Here is a 23,121-nt window from a genome sequence, read left to right as displayed (position 1 = left end):
TTTTGAATACATACTCCGAACAAAAGAGGTGACGTCCGTGAAGTTCTCACAAATTCAGTATGAGCGCATGGATATGAACGAAGTTGAAGGACAATTCACGCAATTACTGGAAGCGTTTCAACATGCTTCAAGCTTCTCCGAGCAAGATACGATCATGGCTCAATTGAACAAACTGAGACAAAAAGTGGAATCTGCGCGGTATGTCGCACAAATCCGCCACACGATCAATACAGAAGATTCCTTCTACAAGGCGGAGCAGGACTACTGGGATGAAGCCACTCCTGTGTATACCGGTATCGTTTCCCGCTACTATCAAGCGATCGTCGATTCTTCCTTCCGTGCTGAATTGGAGCAAAAATGGGGAGCACAGCTGTTTCGCATCGCGGAGAGCACACTCCGTACATTTTCGCCGGAAGTCATTTCTGATTTGCAGGAAGAAAACCGTTTGGCCAGTCAATATGTCGCACTGAAAGCATCTGCCAAAATCATGTTTGAAGGAGAAGAGCGAAACCTTTCAGAGATGATTCCTTTTACAATTGCGAAAGATAGAGACATGCGCAAACGTGCTAATGAAGCAAAGTATGATTATATGCGGCAGCATACGGACGAATTTGATCGCATCTACGATCAGCTCGTAAAGGTACGCACACGCATCGCCAAAAAACTCGGCTTCAATAGCTTTGTGGAGCTAGCTTATGCACGTTTGAATCGTACCGACTACAATGCAGAAATGGTAGCCAGTTTCCGCCAGCAAGTGCTTGAGCACATCGTTCCAGTAGCATCAAAGCTCGTCGAACGTCAGCGACAACGCATTGATGTGGGTACACTTGAGTATTACGATCTTTCCTTTGATTTTGCTACAGGGAATCCAAGCCCGAAAGGCCCGCCGGAATGGATTGTGGAAAACGGGAAAAAGATGTACGCCGAGTTGTCACCTGAAACGGACGAATTTTACAACTTCATGCTGGACAATGACTGTTTAGATTTATTGAGCAAAAAAGGGAAGGCAACTGGCGGCTACTGTGAATACATCAGCCAATACAGGCTCCCCTTTATTTTCGCTAACTTTAATGGTACGTCCGGTGATATCGACGTACTTACGCACGAGGCAGGACATGCGTTTCAGGTGTATGTAAGCCGAGATTTTGAGGTGCCTGAATATCATTTCCCAACCTTTGAGGCGTGTGAAATACATTCGATGAGCATGGAGTTTTTGACGTGGCCATGGATGGAGCATTTTTTCAAGGAAGATACCGACAAATACAAATTCTCACATCTGAGCAGCGGACTCCAGTTCATACCGTATGGCGTATCTGTTGATGAGTTCCAGCATATTGTCTACGAGAATCCAGATATGACCCCTGCGGAGCGTAAACAGGCTTGGCGTGAAATTGAGCGCAAGTACCTACCGCATCGCAATTACGCACAAAATGCGTATCTTGAGGAGGGCGGGTTCTGGCAGCAGCAAACCCATATTTTCCAAAGCCCCTTCTATTACATCGACTACACACTGGCCCAGATTTGCGCGTTCCAATTTTGGAAACGATCTCAATCTGAGCCAAAACAAGCTTGGGAGGATTATTTGACGCTTTGCCGCGAAGGCGGAAGTAAATCGTTCCTCGAGCTGGTACAAGTGGCGAAGCTCTACTCTCCATTTGAGGACGACTGCATTCCATCGGTGATTGGCGAGATTGAACAATTCTTAAATAGTATTGACGATAAAAGCTTGTAATCAGTAGGTGTACAAAAAAGCTGGCAGTTCCCGTACGGGTTGCCAGCTTTCCCTTATTTATTACGATCACGCACGTAGTCCGCCAACGGGCTGAGTGCAGAGTTCTCAATTCCCGCATCCGCAAGCGCTGCTTTTGCCTCGGCAATCAATGCGTCAAGACGCACCTTCGATTCGGCTAGACCAAGAAGCGATGGGTACGTTGCCTTTTCCCGATCCGCATCGCTGCCAACTGCTTTCCCCAGCTCTTGGGCATCCCCTTCCACATTCAAGATGTCATCCTGAATTTGAAAAGCAAGACCTATGCAAACACCATAGCGTGTCAATGCTTCCATTTGGCCTTCGGATGCTTCTGCGAGGTATCCTCCTCCGCGCAAGGCTGCGATCAAAAGATCACCCGTTTTGTGACGATGGATAAATTCGAGCTGATCCAGATTAAGGCGCTTGCTCTCCCCTTCGATATCCGCCATCTGTCCGCCGACCATGCCAGTTGCTCCTGCACGTTTTCCCAGCTCCGCAATCAGATTCACGGTAGTAGCCGCTGAAACATCGGTGCGATCCATGTAAGCCTCTGCAATGTATGCAAACGCACGGGTCAGCAAGGCATCTCCTGCGAGAATGGCTGTCGCTTCACCGAATACTTTGTGATTGGTCGGTTTACCGCGACGAAGATCATCGTCGTCCATCGCAGGGAGGTCATCGTGAATCAAGGAGTACGTATGTATCATTTCCAGGGCAGCCGCAAATGCCACGCCCCGTTCAATCGGCTTGTCCAATGCTTCGAGGACCGCCAACACCAGCATGGGACGCAACCTTTTTCCGCCTGCCATGAGCGAATACTTCATGGATTCGTACAAGTTTTCCGGAACTCCTTGCTGCTCAAGGGCTGGCAAGAGTCTTTGCTCTATATAGGCGGTCTTTTCCACCAAATAACTCTCGAATGTATGCACGCCGATCATGATTCTCCTTCCACGCGAAACGCCTTCTGCTTTACCTGTCCGTCTTCTTCCACCAACTGGGTAATTTTCGCTTCGATTGCATCCAGCTTTTGACCACAAATTCTGGAAAGAGTTACTCCTTCCTGATATAAGGTAATCGCTTCTTCGAGGGGAATATCTCCTTCTTCAAGTCGATTGACGACTTCTTCTAGGCGCTTCATCGCGTCCTCGAACTGCATATCAGTCTCTTGTTCCGTTTTCTTGCGAGCCACTCTGCTTCTCCTCCTCCCGATTCACTTTTTCCACACGTGCAGTCGCACTGCCATCACTTAATCGTACCATGATCTCGTCGCCAGGGGCAAACTGTTCCACCGATTTCACGAGCTTGTCATTGGTGTATACGAGTGAGAATCCACGCTGCATGACTTTTAGTGGACTCAGTGCTTCCAACGTCGCTATTCTAGCTGCGAATGCCATTCTTTTTTGGTTTAGACGGCCCAGCATCCGTTCGTCCAAAGTGGCGCGGAGCTTAGACAGATTTTTTCTTTTATCTCCAATTTGATCAGCGAGGCGATAGCGCTTGATCTGTTCATCTAATCGCGTATAGCGTTCGCGTCTTCTGTCTAGCAAATGCTTCATGGATTGACGCATCCGCAAATGTGCCCGATCCAATCGTTCTGCCGCTTCCTCCAGCCTACGCTCCGGTTGGCGCATCGCATACGAATTGCCCAAGCGTGTCAAACGATTTCTCTGCTCTGTCATGGTACCACGTACTGCTCGATGCATCCGTATCTCGAGCTGTCGCACTCTTTCGACCCATTCCAAATAATGCGGTACTGCCAATTCAGCTGCGGCTGTCGGCGTAGCTGCCCGTACATCTGCTACGAAATCGGCGATGGTCACATCCGTCTCGTGTCCTACAGCGGAGATGACGGGAATGAGTGAAGTAGCAATTGCCCTCGCGACGTTTTCATCATTAAACGCCCACAACTCCTCGATGGAACCTCCACCACGCCCTACAATGAGAACATCAATATCAGGCTGATCGTTCATGATCCGAATAGCGGAGACAATCGATGCAGGTGCATCCGCACCTTGGACAACGGCTGGTGATAGTACGATTTCTGCTTGCGGATACCGTCTGCGAATCGTCGTGCAAATATCTCGGATGGCAGCTCCTGTCGGAGAAGTGACGACACCGACACGTTTGGGAAAACGTGGGAGCATCCGCTTTCTCTCTGCTGCAAACAACCCTTCTTGCGCCAATTTTTCTTTCAGCTGCTCAAATGCTAAATAAAGCGAGCCGAGACCGTCTGGCTGCATCTCTTTGGCGTAAAACTGATACGCGCCATCCCGTTCGTATGCAGAAATAGACCCTCGCACAATCGCTTTTGCGCCATCCTTGGGCAAGAAACGCAGGAAGCGATTATAACTCGCAAACATGACGACTTTGATACGTGACTGCTTGTCCTTTAGCGTGAAATACATATGACCGCTGGAATGGTGAGTAAAATTGGAGATTTCTCCTCTCACCCATATATCTTGCAGGTGGGGTTCCTTTTCCAGCACCAGCTTAATATAACGATTGAGATCACTGACGGATAAAATATCTTGTAATGCCATGCGGCCCCTCCTTTACAAAAACTTGGCTTTGCCATGCATGCAACAAGGACTATGCAAAAGAATGGATAAAGCTTATGCCTTATCCATTCTATAATAAGTTGCCGATTTTCTTCTATTGTTTTGCTTGCTTTTTCGCCGCCGCAACAGTATTTTTCAGCAGCATCGTAATCGTCATCGGGCCAACACCGCCTGGAACTGGGGTAATAAAGCTAGCCACTTCTTTGACCTCGTCGAACTTGACATCTCCAACCAGCTTACCCGTTTCAATGCGATTCACACCAACATCAATGACGACAGCGCCCGGTTTAACATGCTCCTTGCCGATCATATGAGCCCTACCAGTTGCAACGACGAGGATGTCTGCCTTTTGGGTGTATTCCTCGAGGTTTTGCGTGCGAGAATGACACATGGTTACCGTTGCGTTTTCCTGTTGCAACAGCAATGATACCGGCTTACCAACGATGTTGCTACGTCCGATCACCACGGCGTGTTTGCCTGCCATCTGGGTACCTGTGCGCTTGATCAATTCAATAATCCCATGCGGTGTGCAAGGAAGCATCGTATCATTTCCTAATACCATGTTGCCTATGCTAATCGGATGAAAACCGTCCACATCTTTTTCAGGAGCAATGGCTTCAATGACCGCATGCTCTGAAATATGAGCAGGAAGCGGAAGCTGAACCAAAATCCCATTAACGTTCGGATTTTCGTTCAACTGTTGAATGATAACCAACAACTCTTCCTCTGTGATGTCAGCGTCCTTCCGAATGATCTCGGATGAAATACCGACTTCCTCGCAGCCTTTTGCCTTACCCCGTACATAAGAGTGAGAAGCTGGGTCGTCTCCTACAATGACAACAGTCAATCCCGGTAGGACCCCTTGTTTTTTCAATTCAGCTACTTCGTTCGCCAATTCGGCCCGAATACTCTGTGCGACTTCTTTTCCCTGGAGAATGGTTGCAGCCATGGAGAAAATGCCTCCTTTATCAACGTCGATACGTTAAGTGTACCGATTTCTCCCTCAGCTGTAAAGGCGAATTATAAAAAGTTCTTATTTATTTAATGTTCGCCTTTTGCTTCATCCAACCCAACATTGCGACTCCATAGGCATTATCACCGGAGTAAACGGGGTCACAGAAGTACAGCTTGGCCTTCACAGCAGGGTGTTCCAATCGTTTGATCAGCCGCTCACGAATGTAATAATTAGCAGCTACTCCTCCGACAATCAAGATGTCCTTCGGGTAGCCTTGCTCTACTGCATGGCGCAAGGACTTCTCTAGTGCATTAGCAATACATTGCTCTGTCGCTCGCGCAATCTCAGCAGGGCTCGTACTCCCCTTCTCCACTTCCCGTAAAAGCGATGCTTCTGGACCAGAAAAACTAAAGGAAAGTCCGTCAACCGCCGAAGAAACCCGAAACTCACCTGTTGCTTCCTTTGCTAACTGCTCCAATGCAGGACCTGCAGGAAAGGACAGACCCAGTGCCACACCAATCCGATCGACCAGTTGACCTGCGTGCAGATCGATTGTCCCACCGATTTTCTCAATGGTATATCCGGCTGCATGACGCTCGCACAACAGCAACTCGCTGGTACCTCCAGACAAATGCACAGCCAAAAAGCGGTCTTCTGTCGGACGCACCTCAGCAGTGTATTCCCCTGCCGCAATATGTCCCTCTTGATGAGTCGTCAAGTGCAGCGGAACGCGCAAATAAGTCGCCAATGATTTCGCCAAGCCTTCTCCTACTTTAAATACAGGCATATACGATCCGTCTTGCGGGCGCGGCTTCTCACTCACACAAATCGCGGCAATCTCGTAGTCCTTCCACTTCATCTCATCACTTAATTCCGGCAGGTTCATCACATGCTGAAAGACGGCTTCGGATTGTTGCAGTCCGCGCTTGCCCTCCTTTACTTTCAAAAGGCGTTTTGCTTCTGCGACAATTCGGCCGTCTTCCTCAGCCAAGCACAGTGATGTCCGGTAATTGCTCGTGTCGATTCCCAACATTACCTTACTCATGCTTGTATCTCCTACCTATTACGCCTGCTTGGTTTCACGTGATTGCAAGAAGCTCGACAATACACCGTTAATGTACTTGTGGGACTGCTCGTCGCTAAAGAGCTTCGCGACCTCAATCGCTTCGTTCATCACGACTTTGTCAGGTGTGTCTTCCTCAAACATGATCTCGTAAAAAGCCAGACGAAGAATAGCGCGATCTACATTGGCGATGCGTTCCAATTGCCATCCACGCAGATACTTCTTGATTTCCGCATCAATCTCAGTCAAGTTTTTCAATACACCATCGAGGAGATAACGCAAATACTGTGCATTTTCCTCGGATTCTTCCATGACGAGAGCAACCGCATCTGTTAGCGGAACCTCTGCCATATCAATTTGGAAAAGACATTGAACTGCTTTTTCTCGTGCTGTTCTTCGTTTCATACCATTCATTCACCTACTAATTAAAATGAGCTCGGCCTTTGCTTCTTTCACCGAAACTTGCCTGGCAAAATCTTGTCGAGTATTTCACGCAAGTCTTCTTTATGATCGAGCTTTCGTCCAATATAATAACCGGTCCCGACAAACACAACAAAAACCAGTGTATCCCAAAATCCCACGAGAAGGTAGATGATGCCTAAAAAAAATCCGGCAAAAACCCCCATTAGCTTCCCCTTGTGTTCCCACATTAACTCCCGCATCATTTACTTCACCTTCTATTCCACCCGTTTACGAGACGAGTAGTTTTCCTGCTGAGCTACTTCCGTCACGACAATAGTCACCTCAGAAATGACAACACCAGCAATCCCCTCGACTTGCTCCTTCACGTCAGCCTGTAGCTTCTGTGTCAGTTCAGGCAATGGCGTTTCTCCATCTACCGAAACACGCAGGGTGATAATATTGCCGCTCTCGAGTGCTTTGACTGTCGTTTTCATATCGCGCACGCCTTTTACTCGGCGGGCTGCGCGCTCTGCAATGGTCTGGATCGTCTGAATCGTAATGTTGACCTCACCCAAATCACTGCGCTGACGGATTCCCCGTTCTACTTTAGGCTTGTTAGAGCGGAAAGAACTGAAAAAGAAGCGAAGGCTGACTACGAGGAAAATGATCGCGACAATGAGATAGGTGATGTTCGTACCCGCCAGCATCTGATCCACATATGGACGGAAAAAATCTTGCGAGATCAATCCGCTGGTCGCTGCTATCGCGATGCAGGACAAAACAATGAGCGCAAAGCTATAAATCGTCAAGATAAAGCGGTCAAACAAGTTCACAAGCACCTCTCCTTTCAGCCATGTTTGAAAAAGGAGACAAACACGGCACGCTCCAGAAAACTCCATGAATGTATGCTCTACGCCTAAACAAAAATCACGTTTTCAAATGAGGAAAATGCCCCCTGTTCGTAGGGGGCATCCATCCGCTGCTTGTTAGCGCACGCGCTGGTGTTCTTCAACCGGTACTGGAGCCGGTACTTTTTCTTCTGCTTTCAATTCAACATCAACGATATGTACGTTTACTTCCACTACAGAAAGACCTGTCATGCTCTCAATCGCATTGCGTACACTATCTTGAATATTTCGAGCGACTTCCGGGATGCGATGTCCGTATTTGACAATGATCGAAACATCCACCGCCGCTTCGCGGGAGCCAACCTCTACACGCACACCACGTGCTATATTTTTACGGCCTAATCGTTCAGCTATTTCTCCTACGAAACCGCCGCTCATTTGCGCTACACCTTCTACTTCGGACGCAGCCATGCCGGCGATCACTTCCAACACTTCGGGAGCGATCTGGACTTTACCAAGTTCTGTTCTATCTAAGTCTGGAGTAAACTCTTCCATGCTTCGCACCTCCCTCTAATTTGTAATTCATTATACCAAGCACACCGTATTTTTACAAATCAGCCCTACTTACTCTTCATCCAGGTTCAAGTCGTAGGTTTCCAAGAATTTCGTATCGAAATTCCCGCTGACAAATACTTCGTGCTCCAATACCTTCAAATGGAATGGGATCGTTGTCGTAATACCCTCTACGACGAATTCACCCAATGCACGCTTCATACGGTCTATTGCTTCGTTACGATCCTTGCCCCACACGATCAGCTTGGCGATCATCGAGTCGTAGTATGGTGGAATGGAATATCCTGCATACGCTGCACTGTCTACGCGCACACCAAAGCCGCCTGGCGCCAAATATTCCGTGATACGACCTGGCGAAGGCATGAAGTTTTTCGCAGGATTCTCAGCATTAATGCGGCATTCAATAGCCCAGCCATCCAATACGATATCCTCTTGCGTAAAGGACAATGGTTGGCCTGCCGCTACGGTCAGCTGCTCCTTGATCAGGTCAAAGCCAGTCACCAGCTCGGTTACAGGATGCTCTACCTGAATACGCGTATTCATTTCCATGAAGTAGAACTTTCCATGTTTGTCCAACAAAAACTCGACAGTTCCCGCACCGTGATAAGAAACGGCTTTTGCCGCCGCAACAGCAGCATCCCCCATTTGTCGGCGCAGCTCTTCGCTCAATGCTGGAGATGGCGCTTCCTCGATCAGCTTCTGGTGACGGCGTTGGATAGAGCAGTCGCGCTCACCTAGGTATACGGCATTGCCATGCTTGTCAGCCATGATTTGAATTTCCACATGGCGCGGGCCTTCTACGAACTTCTCCAAGTAAACACCTGGATTGCCAAAAGCCGTTTTCGCTTCGTTTTGCGCCTGACGGATCGCTTTTTCCAAATCTTCATCGTCAACGGCTACGCGCATACCACGTCCGCCGCCACCCGCCGTCGCTTTGACCATGACAGGATAGCCAATCTTGTTTGCGGTAACGACAGCGTCAGCCACATCTTCGATCAGCCCTTCCGTACCTGGTACAGTAGGTACACCTGCCGTTTTCATCGTATCCTTCGCTGTGGACTTGTCCCCCATCTTCACAATGGCTTCTGGGTCTGGACCGATAAAGGTAATGTTACATGCGGCACAAATCTCGGCAAAATCGGCGTTTTCTGCCAAGAAGCCATAACCAGGATGGATGGCGTCTGCCCCTACCTTGGTCGCTACACTCATGATGTTTGCTATATTCAAATAGCTTTCCTTGGATGCCTTGGGACCAATACAGTAGGCTTCGTCGGCCAGCTTCACATGAAGCGCTTCACGATCCGCTTCGGAGTAGACGGCGACCGTACGAATGCCCAGCTCGCGGCATGCACGGATAATACGTACGGCAATCTCCCCGCGATTGGCAATCAATACTTTTTGAAACATTCCGCTCTCCCCCACCTTATTCTGGCTTCACCAAAAACAATGCTTGGCCATACTCAACCAATTGGCCGTCTTCTACGAGCACTTTCACGATCTCTCCGCTTACTTCTGCTTCGATTTCGTTAAAGAGTTTCATGGCTTCCACGATGCAAACAACTTTGCTCGCATTCACTTTGTCACCAGCTTGTACGTAAGCCGGCTTGCCTGGTTCTGGTGCGCTATAGAAAGTCCCTACCATTGGAGATACAATCTTGTGGAGATTTGCGTCATCCGCTGCTTGTACAGCTGCTGCTTTCGGAGCTTCTGCTGCGACTGGCGCTGCCGCGACAACTGGCTGAGCCGGGATATGTGCTACGGGTGCTGCAACAGGAGCTTGAACCGCTGGTTGCGTGACGACAATCGTTTCCGTACCATTGGATTTTTTCAGAGACACCTTGGCACCTTCTGTTTCCAAGTTAAATTCTTGAATGGATGATTGATCAATTAACTTAATAATTTCACGTATTTCATGCATTTTCATTACGAACAAGCACTCCTTCTTTTCTTTCAATAGAGGTTCGTGAAGTCCAGTATGTATCCTTTTGGCAAACCATAAATCCATGGTAGCCTGTTGCCTAAACCACGTCAAGAAAGGATTTCCCCGCTTCTTTTCTAACAGAAGCGAGAAAATCCTTACCATCATGCCCGATTCTCCTATCCCTTATAACGAGAAAGTGCCGTAGCTTTATTAGGATGCCTTGTATTGTACGTTAATGTTTGTCGCCGGGATATTCAGGTGTTGCTTCACGTTGGCAATGATTTCCACTACCTCGTTTGCGCTCAATTTATCTTTTTGTACAATGACTGTCGCAATGTTATTTTGGACAGTAACGACCGCATCCTGATAGCCGCTCGCCTTTAGCATTTCTTCTGCAGTCATCGTAGCACTTTCCATATTGGACAGTTCTTCAAACTTGGCCATCGCTTCAGCGACTGCCTGCGGAGAGGACTCCGTGCTGTTTACGATTGCTAGCTGTTCGTCTTTTTGTTGCGCCAGCATGGCTTCGCGTTTCATTTTGAAACCTTGGAAGATTTCACTCGCCGTTTCTGCTACTGGGACGACCGTGTTCGATGTGGCTGGTTTTGCTTCTGGTGCAGCAGGAGTCTTCGCTCCTTGCGTGCCAGTTTTTCCTTCTACTGGGTTTGCCTTTGGAGCTTGATCGACAGGCGTTGCTTGTGGGGCGTGATCTACTTGCTTGGATTCAACCACCACACCGGAAATTTGCTCTTGCTTCTGGACAGCGTGCTCTTGTCCTGATGTTGGGACCTGTTCTTGCGGTCCCTTCACCAAGTAATATCCAGAGAGCACAACCATGACAGCAAGCATTGTCAACAACCAAACCGTTTGCTTTCGCAGAATCATTCGCCATTACCTCCTACCCTTTTTTGGGCAAAATGGATATTTTATAAGCGGGAACATCCAAAACCTTTTGAACGGCTTCAGTGATCCACGCTTTAACCTGGATGTTATCGGCCCCTTTTGCTACTACCAGGACCCCGCGGACTTTCGGCTTCAACGTCTTCACAATAACAGGGGCATCTTGCTTGCCGCCTTGCACGATGACGACCTGCTCATCTCGTGACTGGTCATTTTGATTGCGGGTTGCCTTTTCTTTGTCCATTTCCTGATTGGTTGAGGAACGAATGTTGCGATTTTTTTCTACAACCAGCTCTGGTGTTGATTCCAGATTGACCATGACCTGTACTTCACCGACACCGACAACAGAAGCGAGGATCTCACGAAGCTGTGTCTCGTAAATGTTTTCATACTCTGCAATGATATCTGTAGTCGGTGATCCCCCTAACACCTGGGAAGTTGCATCGCCTCCAGAAGGACCTGGCGCCTCACTCCCTATATCTCCAAATCCGAGTGGCTGGTCTTTTTCCACTCTGAGGAAGTCCGTCAGAATCATGATGGCAACGCCAATTCCCAATATGACGATGAAATAATGTAGCGGCTTTAGCTTTTGGTTTTTCCCCTTGCTCCCCACCACGATTTTCTTTTCTTCCTGCATCGTCTCGCCTTGTTTCTTCATGAGCAGACTTTTCAGCTTTTCCCACAATTGGTTCATTGTTTTCACCTCGCTTCACTGACTGTATCCGCTACTGCTTCTCTCTTTCTCTCGATTCGTCTTTGATGATGACCTGGCTCTTCGAAAGCCCCCACTCTTTGGCGACATCGTTTGTGATTTGCGCGTAAAGTGGATTGTCATAATGAGCTGTTGCTGCCATATCTGCTTTGGGATCAGGTTGCATTTCAATGGGTTTGCCAATCGTAATCTCAACTGGTTGGACAGGCTTAATCGGTTCAATCGTGCTCTGCCCTTTTTGCTCTTCCTTGTTCGCGTCACTGACTACCAGCTCGATTCGTTCAAGAATTGGCTGTTCCGGATTTTGCTGATTGACGGTAATCGTGACATCATCGACAGTTACGCCGTACTGCTCTTTGACACTAGCTTTTACCGATGACGCTACCTGTGACTGAACGTAAGCCGTCATCTGTTGGTTTTGTTGACCGAGCAGCTTGTCAGTGATGCGTTTCCATTCTGCCGAAGCAGGCTTGTTCAGCTCTTGTTGGTATCGATCCAGACGAAAGGCCAGATCTTCCTGCGAGAGACTGAACAGACTGAACACGGGAGAAATGATCGTCAGCAAGAGAATCAAGCCCATCACCATTTTTACGTAGCGTTGCAGTGTCGTATTGGGCAGGATCAGATCGAGGAAGGCAGCCAAAAGGACGAGCAGGATAATTTTTTTCAACCACAGGGTTAACCACGTCATCTCATCACCTACCGAACCATCATGGAGATGTTGCCCGCCGCAATAATGATCGTAATCGCCAGAAAGAACATCAAGCCGACCGTTGCCAAAGCAGCGAAGACGAACAAAAGACTTTTCCCAATCGTACCTAGCGCACTGATGATTGGGCTGTTTCCAAGCGGTTGGAGTACGGCAGATGACAGATTGTAGATCAGAGCCAGTACCAGTATCTTCAAAGCCGGAAACGCGCATAGCATGATCAGGATCAAAACACCCGCCAAGCCTACGGCATTTTTGACCAGTAGCGAGGCATTGAGTACGGTATCTGCCGCATCGGAGAACACACGACCTACTATCGGGATGAAATTGCCTGTGATGTATTTCGCTGTTCGGAGAGTGACCCCGTCCGCAACCGCTGAAGTGGCTCCTTGTATGGAAATGATGGCGAGAAAGATCGTCAGAAATGAACCAAGGACACCCATTGCAATATTGCGTAGCAAGGTCGCTAGCTGCGTGACTTTGTACCTCTCTGAAAACAGGCTGACGATAGAGAGCATCGCAGAGAGAAACAGAAGCGGGAACACGACATAAGAGATCATCATGCCGCTGGTGTTGATCATGAAGATAATCAGCGGGTGAAACATTGTGGCGGATGCCAGATTGCCTACCGAAGCCAGTAGCGCGATTACCAGTGGGATCATGGCCAGCATGAAATCAGACATGTTTGCGATTGCGTCTTTTGCATAGGTAATGGCGACATGAAAGCTGTTGATCGCAAGTACCATCAAGACGAGATACGTAATCGAGTACGCCACTGTCGATACCGCATTGCGTTCAAAGGCGTTCTGCATCGTTTCGAGAATCATCGCGAAGACCGTAATGATAATGATGGAGCTGAGCAGCTTGCCATTCATCAAAATCTCATGAAAGATAAACTTGCCCATTCCTTGCAGGACTCCTGAAATACTGAAGTCACCTTGCTGCATGAGGATTTGGATAAAGCCTTCCGATTTCAAATCGGGCAAGTACCCTTTATAGTCGCGTAACAACTGTTTCCAATACTGTTCGACTCGGTCTAGCTGCAAGTGATCGACCTGTTGTTGCACGATTTGATTGATTGGACCGGCTGCGGGTGCCACAGCGGGTGTCGCAGTAGCTGACACGGCAACTGGAAACAAGGCAAGGAACAGAAACCAGAACAGGATCAGCTTGCAAGTGTGTGCCATGGACATCCCACCTCCCTTACGCCGGCAACAAGTCGATCACTGTTTCGATAATGATTTGGATGATCGGTACAGCCATAACCAGGATGAGGACTTTTCCAGCGAGCTCGATTTTCGAAGCAATCGCACCTTGTCCAGCATCTCGGGTCATCTGTGCACCGAATTCAGCGATGTAGGCAATTCCGATGATTTTTAGAATTGTTTCCAGAAACACAAGGTTCAAATCTGCTTGAACCGCCAATCTTTCCAAAATCCGAATAACCTCTGCTATTTTTCCGACGAGAAAGTAAAAGATGATGACCCCGCTCGCGATCGCCAGCAAAAAGGCGAACATCGGCTTCTGTTCCTTAATGACTAGCGCGAGAATCGTAGCCACCAGTCCTAGTCCGACAATTTGTACAATCTCCATCTGGAGCCCCTCCTCAGTTGAACAGGAAGACGCGTTTTACCTCGGAGAACAAGTCACCGATGTAATGGGACACCATGTACAGGACAATGATGAATCCGACCAGAGTTGCCCAATGCGCAATATCTTCCTTGCCCGCCTGCTTCAGGACCGTATGCAGGATGGCTGTAATGAAACCTACTGCTCCTATCTGGAAAACAGGTGTCAAATCAAAATCCACTGTGAACACCTCGCCTTTAGAACATCAGGATGACGACCAAGAGTCCACCTAAAAAGCCCAAACTCTTGTACATTTTTTCGTACTTTTCCTGTTCCGCACGAGCCTCCTCTTCCAGCCCTCGCAAGTGGGTGACAGCTAAGCGCAAATGCTTTTGCTGGTCTTCCCGATCGGATGATCCGAGTACCTGACCTAGACTCTCAAGCACCTCTCGCTCTTGTCTGCGCAAGGCGGTTTGGGTCCAGAGTCTATTCATTGCTTGTTGCAAGGCTTCCTCAGCCGAATGCACCTTTTCTGTCTGTAGGAATTCCGCGGCCAGAAGAAATACTTTCCCTACCTCTTCGGAAACGCGATGACCGACCTTCACAAACGCTCGCTGTAATGGCGTCATCCCGAACACGATTTCCGTTTCGAGCATTTGTAGAGCAACGAGCAGAGCCCGAAGCTGAACGGGACGATTCGCGTAATACTTGCCGATCTGCCAACCAACCATCGACGCCGAAAACAGGATGAGTACGGCTCCCATCAGCTTGACCATGCAGCCTTCTCCCTTTCAACCAGGTTCATGCTTTGATCGTAGATGGCCTGGATTGTTCCGACACCTTTTGCGCGGCTGAGTACGATATAGCGGGAAAAGGCACCATATCGAATCAGCTTGCCTAGCATAGGACGTTCGGCAACTTCCTTGACGCTCGCTCCATGCGCAGAGCAAATGACGGCTACACCCGCATGAATCGCTTCCCAGACTGCGTCGCCATCCTCCGCTCTTCCTACCTCGTCCACAATCAGAACATCAGGAGACATGGAGCGAATCAGCATCATCATCCCGACAGCTTTTGGGCAAGCGTCCAGCACATCCGTTCGCGGACCAACATCTCGTTGAGGAACTCCTTGCAAGCATCCCGCCAACTCAGAACGCTCGTCCACAATTCCTACCTTGCGACTTGAAGACCACTCGCTCCCGTAGCTGATGGTTCGTGCGATATCACGCAACAAGGTTGTCTTCCCGCATTGGGGTGGGGAGATGAGCAGCGTGTTTTGCAATTTGCCATCCTCAAACAAATACGACATGACCTTTTTGGCCGCGCCCTTTTTCTCGCGGGCAATCCGGATGTTGAAGCTGGTCACATCTCTGATTCCCTTCACTTCACCTTTGTCCAGCACCACTTTCCCCGCAATGCCAATTCGATGACCGCCAACTACCGTGATGTAACCCCTTTTCAACTCTTCCTCCAAGGCATAAAGAGAATGCTGGCTGACCTGGTTTAAGAGTTTTGCTGCCTCTTCTGCTGAAAATAGCCATCCTTGTGCGGGTATCGAGGTGATTTGCCCCGACGATGTCACATAGCTGGATTGTTGGCCAAACCGGACTTCTAGCGGCTGGTTTTGCCGAAGCCGAATCTCTTCCAGATTCTCTCTTACCGCGATAGGAAGGGCCGTCAAAATCGTTCGTAAAGTTGCTGGCAAAATCGTCAAGATCTCATTCATCAGGTACCCTCCTTTTTGCAGCCTTCTGCCTTTGTCCACTTTGACTTACCTCCATCCTATGCAGAGGTGGACGAGATTTATGCAAAAAAAATAGCTTGCTCTCGTGCTAGAAAGACGAGTGCAAGCTTTTCCTATTGGAATCATCGATTATCCGATTTCTTGTTATCCACCGGCTCTATTACATAGTGTCTGAAACCTTCCTCATCTTTGCCCTCGTGCAGATAGATTTCTTTCTGGCAGCTAGGGCATGCAAACTCGTAAGTCGTTTCGAGATGGGGATCTACTTGTGCTTCGTATTGTTGTGCGTCTTCATCATCATCCAAATCGTAGAAAGTCGCGTACTCGTCGTCATCATCCTCACAATCGACAACGGTTTCATACAAGTCATCATCATCTTCAAAAAGATACAGCTCAATGTCCTCTAAGTCTTCATCCAAGGCCTCCACATAATCCTCCGCCTCTTCCACTCGCGCGTGAAGCTCTCGTAGCTGACCCTGCACCTCATTTAGAATCTCAATCATCTCTACCATTATTTTTCCTTCGGGGCTCTTCTCCCCCACTTCCAATCCATCTGCCAACCCTTGCAAGTATGCGATTCGATTCGCCAATGATTCTGGCATCCACATTCCCTCCCATCCAATCTCTCCCACTTATCGTTCCCCATCGTGATGCCATTTACGAATGGAAGGATATGGGTAATTATTTGCGGACGCCAATCAGGATGCACGAGATCCCCACCAGAATCCAGGCTATTTTGGCGAAGCTAACCCGATCCGACATGCCTAATAAACCGATTGTCGTTGTGGTGATCAAGATAATTGGCCCAACAATCGCAAGCCCTGAATTAATGAGCAGAGCTTTTTCGACCTGGTTCACTTTTAAAATGAGCAAAGCTGCAATGATCTCGATACTGCCTGAAAAGACCCTAAGTGCTGCCATACCCATAATCGCTTTTTCCAACATACCGTCTCGTCCTCCCCTCCTTTCACTCTATGCCTGTACCACATCATTTCAGCACTTTTTGAATCATCTCTATAGGCTTTTGCCCTCACTCCTCCCCTTCACTGGGCATACACTGAACCATACGCCTAGAAGAAATGAGGAACTTGCCGATGGTAGAGTGTGATCAATCGTTTTTACCTGATAGCTGGGCAAACCCGTCCGGGCAAATACGAGAGAAGCCCCGTGTGAAGGGCTTAACCATGGTGATTGACAAAGGCCTTGGACTTACTGCATATTCCGACTTGTTCGCGCTGGCTGCTCCCTATATCGATCTATACAAACTCGGCTTTGGCACCCTTGCTCTGTACCCCCTCGAAATACTCAACCAAAAGCTGACCCTTGCAAAACAATTTGGTGTACACATCATGCCTGGAGGAACTTTTTTTGAAATCGCCATTCGCCACAATTCAATTGCAGATTATATGAAGCTGATTCGCTCTCTCGGTTTTTCTGCGGTGGAAATATCCGATGGAACGTTCCCCTTATCCTTTGCACAGCGCCAGGAAGCCATCAATTACGCGTTAGACAACGATCTAGTGGTCTACACAGAGGTCGGAAAAAAAGCTGCCGACTATCGCACTTGTCGAGAGGAATTGCTGGAGACGCTTAGCTTCGACCTGCACAATGGTGCCAGTCACGTGATTGTAGAAGCGAGAGAAAGTGGCACCGTCGGCGTGTGTGACGGGGATGGCAAGATTGACGATTCCTTCGTTTTAGACATTGTCGCGGCGGCCAAAGAAAAGGCCTCCCGTCTAATCTGGGAAGCACCACAAAAAGATCAACAGGTCTGCTTCATCAAGGCCATTGGCAGCGACGTGAACCTCGGAAATATTGCCTATACGGATGTATTCTCTTTGGAGACGCTACGGCGCGGATTGCGCGGCGATACAGCCCTAATCATGGATAGAGGGAGGTGTTTTCCGTGCGAATAGAGGTGGTGCCGACCGTGGAAGAAATTCGTTTTGAACAGATCAGCAATCATGTAGTCATCGTCATCGATGTGCTTCGTGCCTCCAGTACGATTGTCACGGCATTAGGTAATGGATTTCGCAGCGTCATCCCGGTCGAAACCATTGGGCAAGCGAACTCCCTACGCACGAGCGACTGTATTTTGGCCGGGGAACGCCACTGCAAGAAAATCCCCGAATTCGACTGCAATAACTCACCAACCGAAATCGCAGGTTTGGGGAAAACGGGGAGCCAGCTTATTCTCACCACGACGAACGGGACTCGCGCGATCCAAAAAGCAGAACGTGCCACTGCTCTCTTGATCGGCTGCTTCTTGAATGCCACCGCATGCATGCGGCACGCTCTTTCGTATCATCTCGACATAACTCTGTACTGTGCAGGTACCCGGTCGGAATTCGCTCTGGAAGACGGTCTAGCTGCCGGCTTGATGATTGCACAGGCACAACAATCGTTACCGAGCATCCAAATTTGTGATCTGGGTGAAGTGCTAAAGGCGAGCTACCTTTATTACGCGGGAAAACTGAGCGAGCTGTTACCCCACACGACAACAGGAAAAAGGCTCATCCAGCACCATCTCGCAAGCGACATACGGTACTGTGCTCAAGTGGATCAGTATCAAATCGTTCCCTACATCAAGGAGAAACGCATACTCCCACACCTTGTCTCATAATGTGAAAAGAGAACAGGGACAGGGGTTTTGATGCCAATGATGTCTGGAGAAGTAATGCTGGTCATCCTAATCGTTATCGGTCTTATTGGGCGCTCACCGATTATTGCGACTGCCGCAAGTATATTGTTGGTGTTGAAGCTAACGGCACTGGAGCGTTTTTTCCCAACAGTAGAACGGCGCGGATTGGAGCTCGGGCTGCTCTTTTTGACCATTTCCGTACTGGTTCCATTCGCCAGCGAAAAAATATCATGGAAAGACGTCACGCCTCTTTTCACTACGGTTGTCGGCTTAACCGCACTGGCTGGTGGGGCCATTGCCACCTGGATGAATGGAAAAGGACTCGATTTGCTACGCACGGAGCCACATATGATCGTTGGTCTAGTGATTGGCTCGATTATTGGCATTGTGTTTTTTCGGGGTATTCCCGTCGGGCCTTTGATGGCTGCTGGTATTACAGCGTTTGTGTTGAAGCTGTGGGAATGGTTTGGAAGCAGATAAAAACGAAATCCCCCTCTTTTACATCCAGGAGGGGGATTTGTCTATGTTGTTTTAGCGTTTAGTGTTATTGGACGTGTCAAACGGAACTTCCCAGTTGAGGTCTTGGTATTGGCGTTGTTGAATAGCGTGAGACAGCTTTAACTCTTTTGGCTGTTTTTCAAGGTCGCGGATGAAGAATGTTCCTGTAACATGTACTCTTCCGTCCTTGCCTCTTGTATATGTTGTTCCGTTAAGAGATACCTTGTATGTTTGTTTGGACTCATCCAGTGCCGACCATTCAGTCGTGTAGACGATCCCTTCTGGAAGAATGGCCGAAAACGAGATCAGTGCACCCTTTCCAAAATAGGTCTCATTTCCGATTATTTCATCTTCCTCCGTTGTTTTTAAGGTAAAGCCCGTTAAGGTATAGGTACTGTCACTATTCGTCACGGTTACCTTATCCTTTAACAGGGTATCAATCGGGATGGTTGCCTGAAACTTCGCTGGCTCATACAGGTACAGAGAATGCATTTTTATTTTGTACGTTTGATCCTTTGCTAGTGGAGTTATCCCATTCCATTTCGTAACTCCTTTGCCGTCATCATGCACTTTTCCACGGTACGAGTGCTCTACGTTGTTCTTTCGAATTTGGTTAAGTTCTTCATGCAACGCATCGTCCCATCCTGCTACCACATTCCCTTTTTCATCAAATATTTGGAATGCTACCCCCATGTCGATGAAATACCTCTCCATCCTCTCGGCTTCTGTGAATGCACCTGTTTTTGGCCCTTTTACAATCCAACCGTTTTGCTCTTTCCATTTTTGGATTTGTTCTTCTCTTTCTTTTGTCCAGTCTATTTCCAACTCCATCATACTTGTGCTCGGTACCGTCATAATGTTTTGCAACATGATCTCGATTCCATTCGGAGTCATATATTTTTGTCCAATCTTGGTGTAGTTTGCCACTGCCCTTGCCTTTTTCATATCAACTGGAAACTCTACCTTCCAGCTACCTTCTTTCCCACCTAACATGGTAGCTTCGACACCGACGATGATCTCATCCGGCAATGTCTTGCTATCTTTCAGGAATCGGAAAATATCATGGCTGACGACAAGATACTCTCCTTCCTCACCGTAGGTATAGCCCCCTCCCCCAGGATTCAGATCTTCACCTGACTTGTTTTTGTAAGTAAGGGACAATCCGTCTTTTTCCACATCAAACGGGATTCGCTTGCCATTTTGATCCACGATATTTGCAATGATCGCCATCCGTACTGGATCCGCAACTACTTCTTTTACAACCAGTGTAATTCCTTGATCCGTCACCTTTTTATTGATTTCCTGAACATAACCCTTCTCAGCTGCCTGCTTCATTCCTTGGTCGATACCTTGTATGGATTGTATGACACTGTTTACGTAGCTCGCAAAAGTCGGAGACACCATGGACCCAAACGTAATGATTGCTGTGACACTCGCCACAGCTAACGCTGTTTTCTTCAAAATGTTTACACTCCTTTTTTTCCAGTTTGGTTTTGGTTTTGGCAATTGCACTTGCTCTAACGCCGTCATCACCTGGGAAGTAAAATCTGTGGGCAACGCGCTTGGAACGTGCAGGCTCGGGAACTCCTCGTCGCTATCCTCTTCCTCCATCATCAGCCTCTGACAGAGCAGGCAGTCTTCGACATGTCGTTCCAGCAGTCTAGCATCACCTTCAGATAGCTCACCAGACAAATACCTGCGCAACTCTTCAGTTTTGGAGCAATTCATAGATAGCTGCACCTCCTGACATTTCTTGCGCGATACTAGCCCGGAGCTTTTTCTTGGCGTGATGGATACGCATTTGTACAGTTGTAACCGGAACATGCAAAATTTCGCTAATCTCTTTGTAGCTCATCTGTTCCAAGTATTTCAGCATAAACACAACGCGGTATTCTTCCCCCAACGCCATGATTTGCTGCTGCAAGGTATCTTGCTTTTCTTTTTCCAAATACGCTTTTTCGGGTGTATCAGATTCAATCAGCCTTGTCTCTTCCAAAGGTGTTTTGGCGTAGTGCTTGTTCTTGCGCCACGCGTCTATACACAAGTTGGACGCAATCCGATACAGCCAGGCCAAAAAAGCATCTGTCGGCTTATATTTATCGAGTTGACAGTACGCTTTGATGAAAGCCTCTTGTGTCAGGTCTTGAGCATCCTGCTGCTGTCCCGTCATTCGATAAAGATAGCTGTATAACCGTTCTTTGTACTTGTCGACCAGGTGCGCGTAGGCATCCCGATTCCCTTTTTGTACCTGTTGTATGAGCAACCAATCATCCTGCAAAGGAAATCCTCCCATTTCAAAAAAGTTCGCTGCGCAGCGTTCGTTTTGGCAGGTTCATATGGATTAACGGATCATTTTGTATTTTCTTTCCAAAAATGAATGCATTTTTTAAAAAAAGTTTGAGTCAACATTGTGGAGGAGAAGAAAAAGCACAGTGCTCTTCGACTCTGACACGCCAGCAAGGGGGAATCACTGGCCGTCTACACTTAAAAAAGGGGACCGTCGAGCCAAAGCCACCCTACGGGCGGAAGAATTTCAAAGAAGAAGTGTTCGACAGGCGTGGTCTCCTTTTTTAAGTTCCGACTGGGTAGGCGTTGTCAAGGTCTACGAGCTCTGTGCTTTTTCTTCTCGTCAGCTTTGTTGGTCGAGCGTCTACAAAACATAAGAAAACCGCCCTTGATAAAAGGCGGTTGAGTTCCATCCATCACTTCCATGAATGGTAGATATGTTCCGCGTATTTGGTAATGGCTTCATCGTAAGCTGGATACGGATATTCGAGATTTTCTGCCACCGCTTTGGAGTACTTTCGAAATAGCTCATAGCAAGTGAATAACGATTCCCACATCTGCGGGTAGCCGTTTTCGTTATAGCTGGATAGTAACGCTTCCCAATCTTCTTTTGGAAGATAGCGGTCGATAAATTTGTAGTTTTTCCCGACACTAAAGGTAAATCCTTTCTCACATCCGATTTGCCAAGCCATCATGCGGAGCAAATTTGGTCGGGCAATTTCATTGAGATGGTCAATCGCAAACAGAATTTCTTTTCTCGCCAAACCTTTGACAACATAAGTAGAGACCATCCAAAATTCATTGCAGCAGTCATCAAACTCTCTAGCACTTGGCTTCCGGGTCCAATATTGGCGATCGGAAGGGAGCACCTCGTGTTTGATAAGCTCGTCTTTATCCAGCAAAATCTCAACCAGACCGTCGCTATCTGCAAAATACTGCTCTGTCTCGTCTATCGGAATCAGCGTCAGATCCACTTTATTTCCATCCTCCAATAGCATGAGATAGGAAAACCAATTCCCTAACTCGGACGGAAAAAGCTCCATATCCTCCGGTTTTTGCATCATGATCCGATTCCCAAAAGCATCGAGCCATTGATCATTTTCCTTGAAAGAAGCCATCTCAGTCACAAAATACGAAATATCATAATCTTGGAAAGGATCAGCGGGTATATTTTTGTTCGTGCGTGACCCTTCCAAGGTTACCAAGCGGATTTGATCATCCTTCCTAGCGAAATCAACCAGCATGTTCATCATTTCTTGTTCCGTTCTCAAAGCCATGCCCCTCCACATTACTATTTCTCTGTACTACTAAATGTAGTGGAATTGCATAATTTTTACAATCCCACATCGAGAGGAGAAGCAAATAAAAAAAGCTGCACCCAATTGGGCACAGCTTTTTCTTGCAATCTGTACTTTTACGCGCGGGAAACGTATGCTTCCGTACGAGTATCGATGATCAGACGCTCTCCTTCTTCTACGAAGAGAGGAACGTTTACTACGAAACCAGTTTCCAAGGTTGCTTTCTTTGTTACGTTAGAAGCAGTGTCACCTTTTACACCTGGCTCACATTCAGTTACAACGAGTTCAACCGTATTCGGCAATTGAATACCGATTGTTTCTCCGTTGTACTGCATGATTTGCACGTTCATGTTTTCCTTAAGGAAACGCAGTTCACGCTCGATTTGCTTTTGAGTGAACGTCATTTGCTCATATGTTTCAGTATTCATGAAAGTGTACTCGTCTCCGCTCGCATACAGGTATTGCATCGTGCTGGATTCGATGCGGGCAGGGTTAACTTTTTCACCGCCGCGGAAGGTCATTTCTGTTGTGTTGCCGCTACGCAGATTGCGCAGTTTGGAGCGAACGAATGCCGCACCTTTACCTGGTTTTACGTGTTGGAATTCTAGCACGGTAAAAATATTGCCATCCACTTCGATTGTCAAACCGGTACGAAAATCGTTTACAGAGATCATGGTAGTCCTCCCAAATCAAT

The 23,121-nt window shown here is 47.9% G+C and carries 29 protein-coding genes; 4 read left to right on the top strand and 25 right to left on the bottom strand.

Annotation, left to right across the window (positions count from 1 at the left end):
- Window positions 1–37: 37 nt before the first annotated feature.
- The gene (locus ODZ53_RS13955; protein ID WP_372677760.1) at window positions 38–1,732 is read left to right on the top strand and encodes a M3 family oligoendopeptidase; all 1,695 of its coding nucleotides are present in this window, start codon (window positions 38–40) and stop codon (window positions 1,730–1,732) included.
- Between the two features lie 53 nt (window positions 1,733–1,785).
- Here the strand turns inward: ODZ53_RS13955 and ODZ53_RS13950 are convergent, their stop codons facing one another.
- The 21 genes from ODZ53_RS13950 to ODZ53_RS13850 all read right to left on the bottom strand — a co-directional run bounded on the left by ODZ53_RS13950 (window position 1,786) and on the right by ODZ53_RS13850 (window position 16,649).
- Entirely contained in the window at window positions 1,786–2,688 is a 903-nt protein-coding gene (locus ODZ53_RS13950) for a polyprenyl synthetase family protein (protein WP_372677758.1), read from the bottom strand.
- Window positions 2,685–2,939 (bottom strand): exodeoxyribonuclease VII small subunit, encoded by a 255-nt coding sequence (xseB, locus tag ODZ53_RS13945; RefSeq protein WP_048032540.1) that lies wholly within the window; start codon window positions 2,937–2,939, stop codon window positions 2,685–2,687. Before xseB ends, ODZ53_RS13950 begins: the two co-directional genes overlap by 4 nt.
- Window positions 2,908–4,290: an exodeoxyribonuclease VII large subunit gene (xseA, locus tag ODZ53_RS13940; RefSeq protein WP_372677756.1), complete on the bottom strand. Its 1,383-nt coding sequence runs from the start codon at window positions 4,288–4,290 to the stop codon at window positions 2,908–2,910. Before xseA ends, xseB begins: the two co-directional genes overlap by 32 nt.
- A 112-nt stretch (window positions 4,291–4,402) precedes the next feature.
- A complete protein-coding gene (folD, locus tag ODZ53_RS13935) occupies window positions 4,403–5,257 on the bottom strand; it encodes a bifunctional methylenetetrahydrofolate dehydrogenase/methenyltetrahydrofolate cyclohydrolase FolD (RefSeq protein WP_372677754.1) in 855 nt (284 codons plus the stop codon).
- A gap of 88 nt (window positions 5,258–5,345) precedes the next feature.
- The gene (locus ODZ53_RS13930) at window positions 5,346–6,308 is read right to left on the bottom strand and encodes a tRNA (adenosine(37)-N6)-threonylcarbamoyltransferase complex transferase subunit TsaD (RefSeq protein ID WP_012686031.1); all 963 of its coding nucleotides are present in this window, start codon (window positions 6,306–6,308) and stop codon (window positions 5,346–5,348) included.
- 18 nt (window positions 6,309–6,326) lie between these two features.
- Window positions 6,327–6,731, bottom strand: a complete 405-nt coding sequence (gene nusB, locus ODZ53_RS13925) for a transcription antitermination factor NusB (protein ID WP_199927131.1) — start codon at window positions 6,729–6,731, stop codon at window positions 6,327–6,329.
- A 47-nt stretch (window positions 6,732–6,778) separates the two neighbouring features.
- The gene (locus ODZ53_RS13920) at window positions 6,779–6,991 is read right to left on the bottom strand and encodes a DUF2273 domain-containing protein (protein ID WP_372677752.1); all 213 of its coding nucleotides are present in this window, start codon (window positions 6,989–6,991) and stop codon (window positions 6,779–6,781) included.
- Window positions 6,992–7,003: 12 nt separating this feature from the next.
- Window positions 7,004–7,561, bottom strand: a complete 558-nt coding sequence (gene amaP, locus ODZ53_RS13915; RefSeq protein ID WP_087343749.1) for an alkaline shock response membrane anchor protein AmaP — start codon at window positions 7,559–7,561, stop codon at window positions 7,004–7,006.
- 153 nt (window positions 7,562–7,714) lie between these two features.
- Window positions 7,715–8,131, bottom strand: coding sequence for an Asp23/Gls24 family envelope stress response protein (locus ODZ53_RS13910; RefSeq protein ID WP_012686027.1), 417 nt, complete (start codon window positions 8,129–8,131; stop codon window positions 7,715–7,717).
- Window positions 8,132–8,200: 69 nt separating this feature from the next.
- On the bottom strand, window positions 8,201–9,556 hold the full coding sequence (gene accC, locus ODZ53_RS13905) for an acetyl-CoA carboxylase biotin carboxylase subunit (RefSeq protein WP_087343752.1): 1,356 nt from the start codon (window positions 9,554–9,556) through the stop codon (window positions 8,201–8,203).
- Window positions 9,557–9,572: 16 nt separating this feature from the next.
- On the bottom strand, window positions 9,573–10,073 hold the full coding sequence (gene accB / locus ODZ53_RS13900; RefSeq protein ID WP_012686025.1) for an acetyl-CoA carboxylase biotin carboxyl carrier protein: 501 nt from the start codon (window positions 10,071–10,073) through the stop codon (window positions 9,573–9,575).
- 207 nt (window positions 10,074–10,280) lie between these two features.
- Window positions 10,281–10,955, bottom strand: coding sequence for a SpoIIIAH-like family protein (locus tag ODZ53_RS13895; RefSeq protein ID WP_372677749.1), 675 nt, complete (start codon window positions 10,953–10,955; stop codon window positions 10,281–10,283).
- 13 nt (window positions 10,956–10,968) lie between these two features.
- The gene (gene spoIIIAG / locus ODZ53_RS13890) at window positions 10,969–11,664 is read right to left on the bottom strand and encodes a stage III sporulation protein AG (RefSeq protein ID WP_372677747.1); all 696 of its coding nucleotides are present in this window, start codon (window positions 11,662–11,664) and stop codon (window positions 10,969–10,971) included.
- A 31-nt stretch (window positions 11,665–11,695) separates the two neighbouring features.
- Window positions 11,696–12,373: a stage III sporulation protein AF gene (gene spoIIIAF, locus ODZ53_RS13885; protein WP_199927134.1), complete on the bottom strand. Its 678-nt coding sequence runs from the start codon at window positions 12,371–12,373 to the stop codon at window positions 11,696–11,698.
- Between the two features lie 8 nt (window positions 12,374–12,381).
- The gene (gene spoIIIAE / locus ODZ53_RS13880) at window positions 12,382–13,578 is read right to left on the bottom strand and encodes a stage III sporulation protein AE (protein WP_087343766.1); all 1,197 of its coding nucleotides are present in this window, start codon (window positions 13,576–13,578) and stop codon (window positions 12,382–12,384) included.
- Between the two features lie 16 nt (window positions 13,579–13,594).
- Window positions 13,595–13,984, bottom strand: coding sequence for a stage III sporulation protein AD (gene spoIIIAD / locus ODZ53_RS13875; protein WP_005827266.1), 390 nt, complete (start codon window positions 13,982–13,984; stop codon window positions 13,595–13,597).
- 13 nt (window positions 13,985–13,997) lie between these two features.
- A complete protein-coding gene (gene spoIIIAC / locus ODZ53_RS13870; RefSeq protein ID WP_007725726.1) occupies window positions 13,998–14,201 on the bottom strand; it encodes a stage III sporulation protein AC in 204 nt (67 codons plus the stop codon).
- Window positions 14,202–14,217: 16 nt separating this feature from the next.
- Window positions 14,218–14,736 carry a stage III sporulation protein SpoIIIAB gene (spoIIIAB, locus tag ODZ53_RS13865; protein ID WP_137029466.1) on the bottom strand — a complete coding sequence of 173 codons (519 nt, stop codon included), beginning with the start codon at window positions 14,734–14,736 and terminating at the stop codon, window positions 14,218–14,220.
- Window positions 14,724–15,686 carry a stage III sporulation protein AA gene (spoIIIAA, locus tag ODZ53_RS13860; RefSeq protein WP_087343770.1) on the bottom strand — a complete coding sequence of 321 codons (963 nt, stop codon included), beginning with the start codon at window positions 15,684–15,686 and terminating at the stop codon, window positions 14,724–14,726. Before spoIIIAA ends, spoIIIAB begins: the two co-directional genes overlap by 13 nt.
- A gap of 140 nt (window positions 15,687–15,826) precedes the next feature.
- Window positions 15,827–16,306: a CD1247 N-terminal domain-containing protein gene (locus ODZ53_RS13855; protein WP_372677743.1), complete on the bottom strand. Its 480-nt coding sequence runs from the start codon at window positions 16,304–16,306 to the stop codon at window positions 15,827–15,829.
- Between the two features lie 79 nt (window positions 16,307–16,385).
- A complete protein-coding gene (locus tag ODZ53_RS13850) occupies window positions 16,386–16,649 on the bottom strand; it encodes a YqhV family protein (RefSeq protein WP_007725730.1) in 264 nt (87 codons plus the stop codon).
- Window positions 16,650–16,798: 149 nt separating this feature from the next.
- Here ODZ53_RS13850 and comA point away from each other — a divergent pair, with 149 nt between their 5' ends.
- The 3 genes from comA to ODZ53_RS13835 are packed head-to-tail and all read left to right on the top strand — an operon-like array spanning window position 16,799 to window position 18,825.
- Window positions 16,799–17,620 (top strand): phosphosulfolactate synthase, encoded by an 822-nt coding sequence (comA, locus tag ODZ53_RS13845; RefSeq protein WP_064199883.1) that lies wholly within the window; start codon window positions 16,799–16,801, stop codon window positions 17,618–17,620.
- Complete coding sequence (locus ODZ53_RS13840) at window positions 17,611–18,327, top strand: 2-phosphosulfolactate phosphatase (protein ID WP_012686016.1); 717 nt, start codon at window positions 17,611–17,613, stop codon at window positions 18,325–18,327. The genes comA and ODZ53_RS13840 overlap by 10 nt, the downstream gene beginning before the upstream one ends.
- A 36-nt stretch (window positions 18,328–18,363) precedes the next feature.
- The gene (locus tag ODZ53_RS13835) at window positions 18,364–18,825 is read left to right on the top strand and encodes a DUF441 domain-containing protein (RefSeq protein WP_106837651.1); all 462 of its coding nucleotides are present in this window, start codon (window positions 18,364–18,366) and stop codon (window positions 18,823–18,825) included.
- Window positions 18,826–18,876: 51 nt separating this feature from the next.
- Here ODZ53_RS13835 and ODZ53_RS13830 read toward each other — a convergent pair whose 3' ends face one another.
- From ODZ53_RS13830 to efp, 4 genes are all read right to left on the bottom strand, one after another.
- Entirely contained in the window at window positions 18,877–20,571 is a 1,695-nt protein-coding gene (locus tag ODZ53_RS13830) for a DUF4179 domain-containing protein (RefSeq protein WP_372677740.1), read from the bottom strand.
- Window positions 20,552–21,121, bottom strand: coding sequence for an RNA polymerase sigma factor (locus ODZ53_RS13825; protein WP_064199881.1), 570 nt, complete (start codon window positions 21,119–21,121; stop codon window positions 20,552–20,554). Before ODZ53_RS13825 ends, ODZ53_RS13830 begins: the two co-directional genes overlap by 20 nt.
- A 424-nt stretch (window positions 21,122–21,545) precedes the next feature.
- Complete coding sequence (gene ant(6) / locus ODZ53_RS13820; RefSeq protein ID WP_372677960.1) at window positions 21,546–22,400, bottom strand: aminoglycoside 6-adenylyltransferase; 855 nt, start codon at window positions 22,398–22,400, stop codon at window positions 21,546–21,548.
- A gap of 143 nt (window positions 22,401–22,543) precedes the next feature.
- Complete coding sequence (gene efp / locus ODZ53_RS13815; RefSeq protein WP_007725738.1) at window positions 22,544–23,101, bottom strand: elongation factor P; 558 nt, start codon at window positions 23,099–23,101, stop codon at window positions 22,544–22,546.
- Window positions 23,102–23,121 lie beyond the last annotated feature (20 nt).

Origin of the sequence: Brevibacillus sp. BD137 (genome assembly GCF_041644655.1) — a bacterium.
Taxonomy (GTDB): Bacteria; Bacillota; Bacilli; order Brevibacillales; family Brevibacillaceae; genus Brevibacillus; species Brevibacillus brevis_D.
Note: the sequence above shows the minus strand (reverse complement) of the source record. Positions and strands in the feature narration are given on the sequence as shown.

What these genes read in the sequence shown, in the direction of transcription:
- ODZ53_RS13950 (WP_372677758.1), bottom strand. Translation starts at nt 2,688, where the DNA reads ATGATCGGCGTGCATACATTCGAGAGTTATTTGGTGGAAAAGACCGCC.
- xseA (WP_372677756.1), bottom strand. Translation starts at nt 4,290, where the DNA reads ATGGCATTACAAGATATTTTATCCGTCAGTGATCTCAATCGTTATATT.
- folD (WP_372677754.1), bottom strand. Translation starts at nt 5,257, where the DNA reads ATGGCTGCAACCATTCTCCAGGGAAAAGAAGTCGCACAGAGTATTCGG.
- ODZ53_RS13930 (WP_012686031.1), bottom strand. Translation starts at nt 6,308, where the DNA reads ATGAGTAAGGTAATGTTGGGAATCGACACGAGCAATTACCGGACATCA.
- nusB (WP_199927131.1), bottom strand. Translation starts at nt 6,731, where the DNA reads ATGAAACGAAGAACAGCACGAGAAAAAGCAGTTCAATGTCTTTTCCAA.
- ODZ53_RS13920 (WP_372677752.1), bottom strand. Translation starts at nt 6,991, where the DNA reads ATGATGCGGGAGTTAATGTGGGAACACAAGGGGAAGCTAATGGGGGTT.
- ODZ53_RS13910 (WP_012686027.1), bottom strand. Translation starts at nt 8,131, where the DNA reads ATGGAAGAGTTTACTCCAGACTTAGATAGAACAGAACTTGGTAAAGTC.
- accC (WP_087343752.1), bottom strand. Translation starts at nt 9,556, where the DNA reads ATGTTTCAAAAAGTATTGATTGCCAATCGCGGGGAGATTGCCGTACGT.
- accB (WP_012686025.1), bottom strand. Translation starts at nt 10,073, where the DNA reads ATGAAAATGCATGAAATACGTGAAATTATTAAGTTAATTGATCAATCA.
- ODZ53_RS13895 (WP_372677749.1), bottom strand. Translation starts at nt 10,955, where the DNA reads ATGATTCTGCGAAAGCAAACGGTTTGGTTGTTGACAATGCTTGCTGTC.
- spoIIIAG (WP_372677747.1), bottom strand. Translation starts at nt 11,664, where the DNA reads ATGAACCAATTGTGGGAAAAGCTGAAAAGTCTGCTCATGAAGAAACAA.
- spoIIIAF (WP_199927134.1), bottom strand. Translation starts at nt 12,373, where the DNA reads ATGACGTGGTTAACCCTGTGGTTGAAAAAAATTATCCTGCTCGTCCTT.
- spoIIIAE (WP_087343766.1), bottom strand. Translation starts at nt 13,578, where the DNA reads ATGGCACACACTTGCAAGCTGATCCTGTTCTGGTTTCTGTTCCTTGCC.
- spoIIIAD (WP_005827266.1), bottom strand. Translation starts at nt 13,984, where the DNA reads ATGGAGATTGTACAAATTGTCGGACTAGGACTGGTGGCTACGATTCTC.
- spoIIIAB (WP_137029466.1), bottom strand. Translation starts at nt 14,736, where the DNA reads ATGGTCAAGCTGATGGGAGCCGTACTCATCCTGTTTTCGGCGTCGATG.
- spoIIIAA (WP_087343770.1), bottom strand. Translation starts at nt 15,686, where the DNA reads ATGAATGAGATCTTGACGATTTTGCCAGCAACTTTACGAACGATTTTG.
- ODZ53_RS13855 (WP_372677743.1), bottom strand. Translation starts at nt 16,306, where the DNA reads ATGCCAGAATCATTGGCGAATCGAATCGCATACTTGCAAGGGTTGGCA.
- ODZ53_RS13850 (WP_007725730.1), bottom strand. Translation starts at nt 16,649, where the DNA reads ATGTTGGAAAAAGCGATTATGGGTATGGCAGCACTTAGGGTCTTTTCA.
- comA (WP_064199883.1), top strand. Translation starts at nt 16,799, where the DNA reads ATGGTAGAGTGTGATCAATCGTTTTTACCTGATAGCTGGGCAAACCCG.
- ODZ53_RS13835 (WP_106837651.1), top strand. Translation starts at nt 18,364, where the DNA reads ATGATGTCTGGAGAAGTAATGCTGGTCATCCTAATCGTTATCGGTCTT.
- ODZ53_RS13830 (WP_372677740.1), bottom strand. Translation starts at nt 20,571, where the DNA reads ATGAATTGCTCCAAAACTGAAGAGTTGCGCAGGTATTTGTCTGGTGAG.
- efp (WP_007725738.1), bottom strand. Translation starts at nt 23,101, where the DNA reads ATGATCTCTGTAAACGATTTTCGTACCGGTTTGACAATCGAAGTGGAT.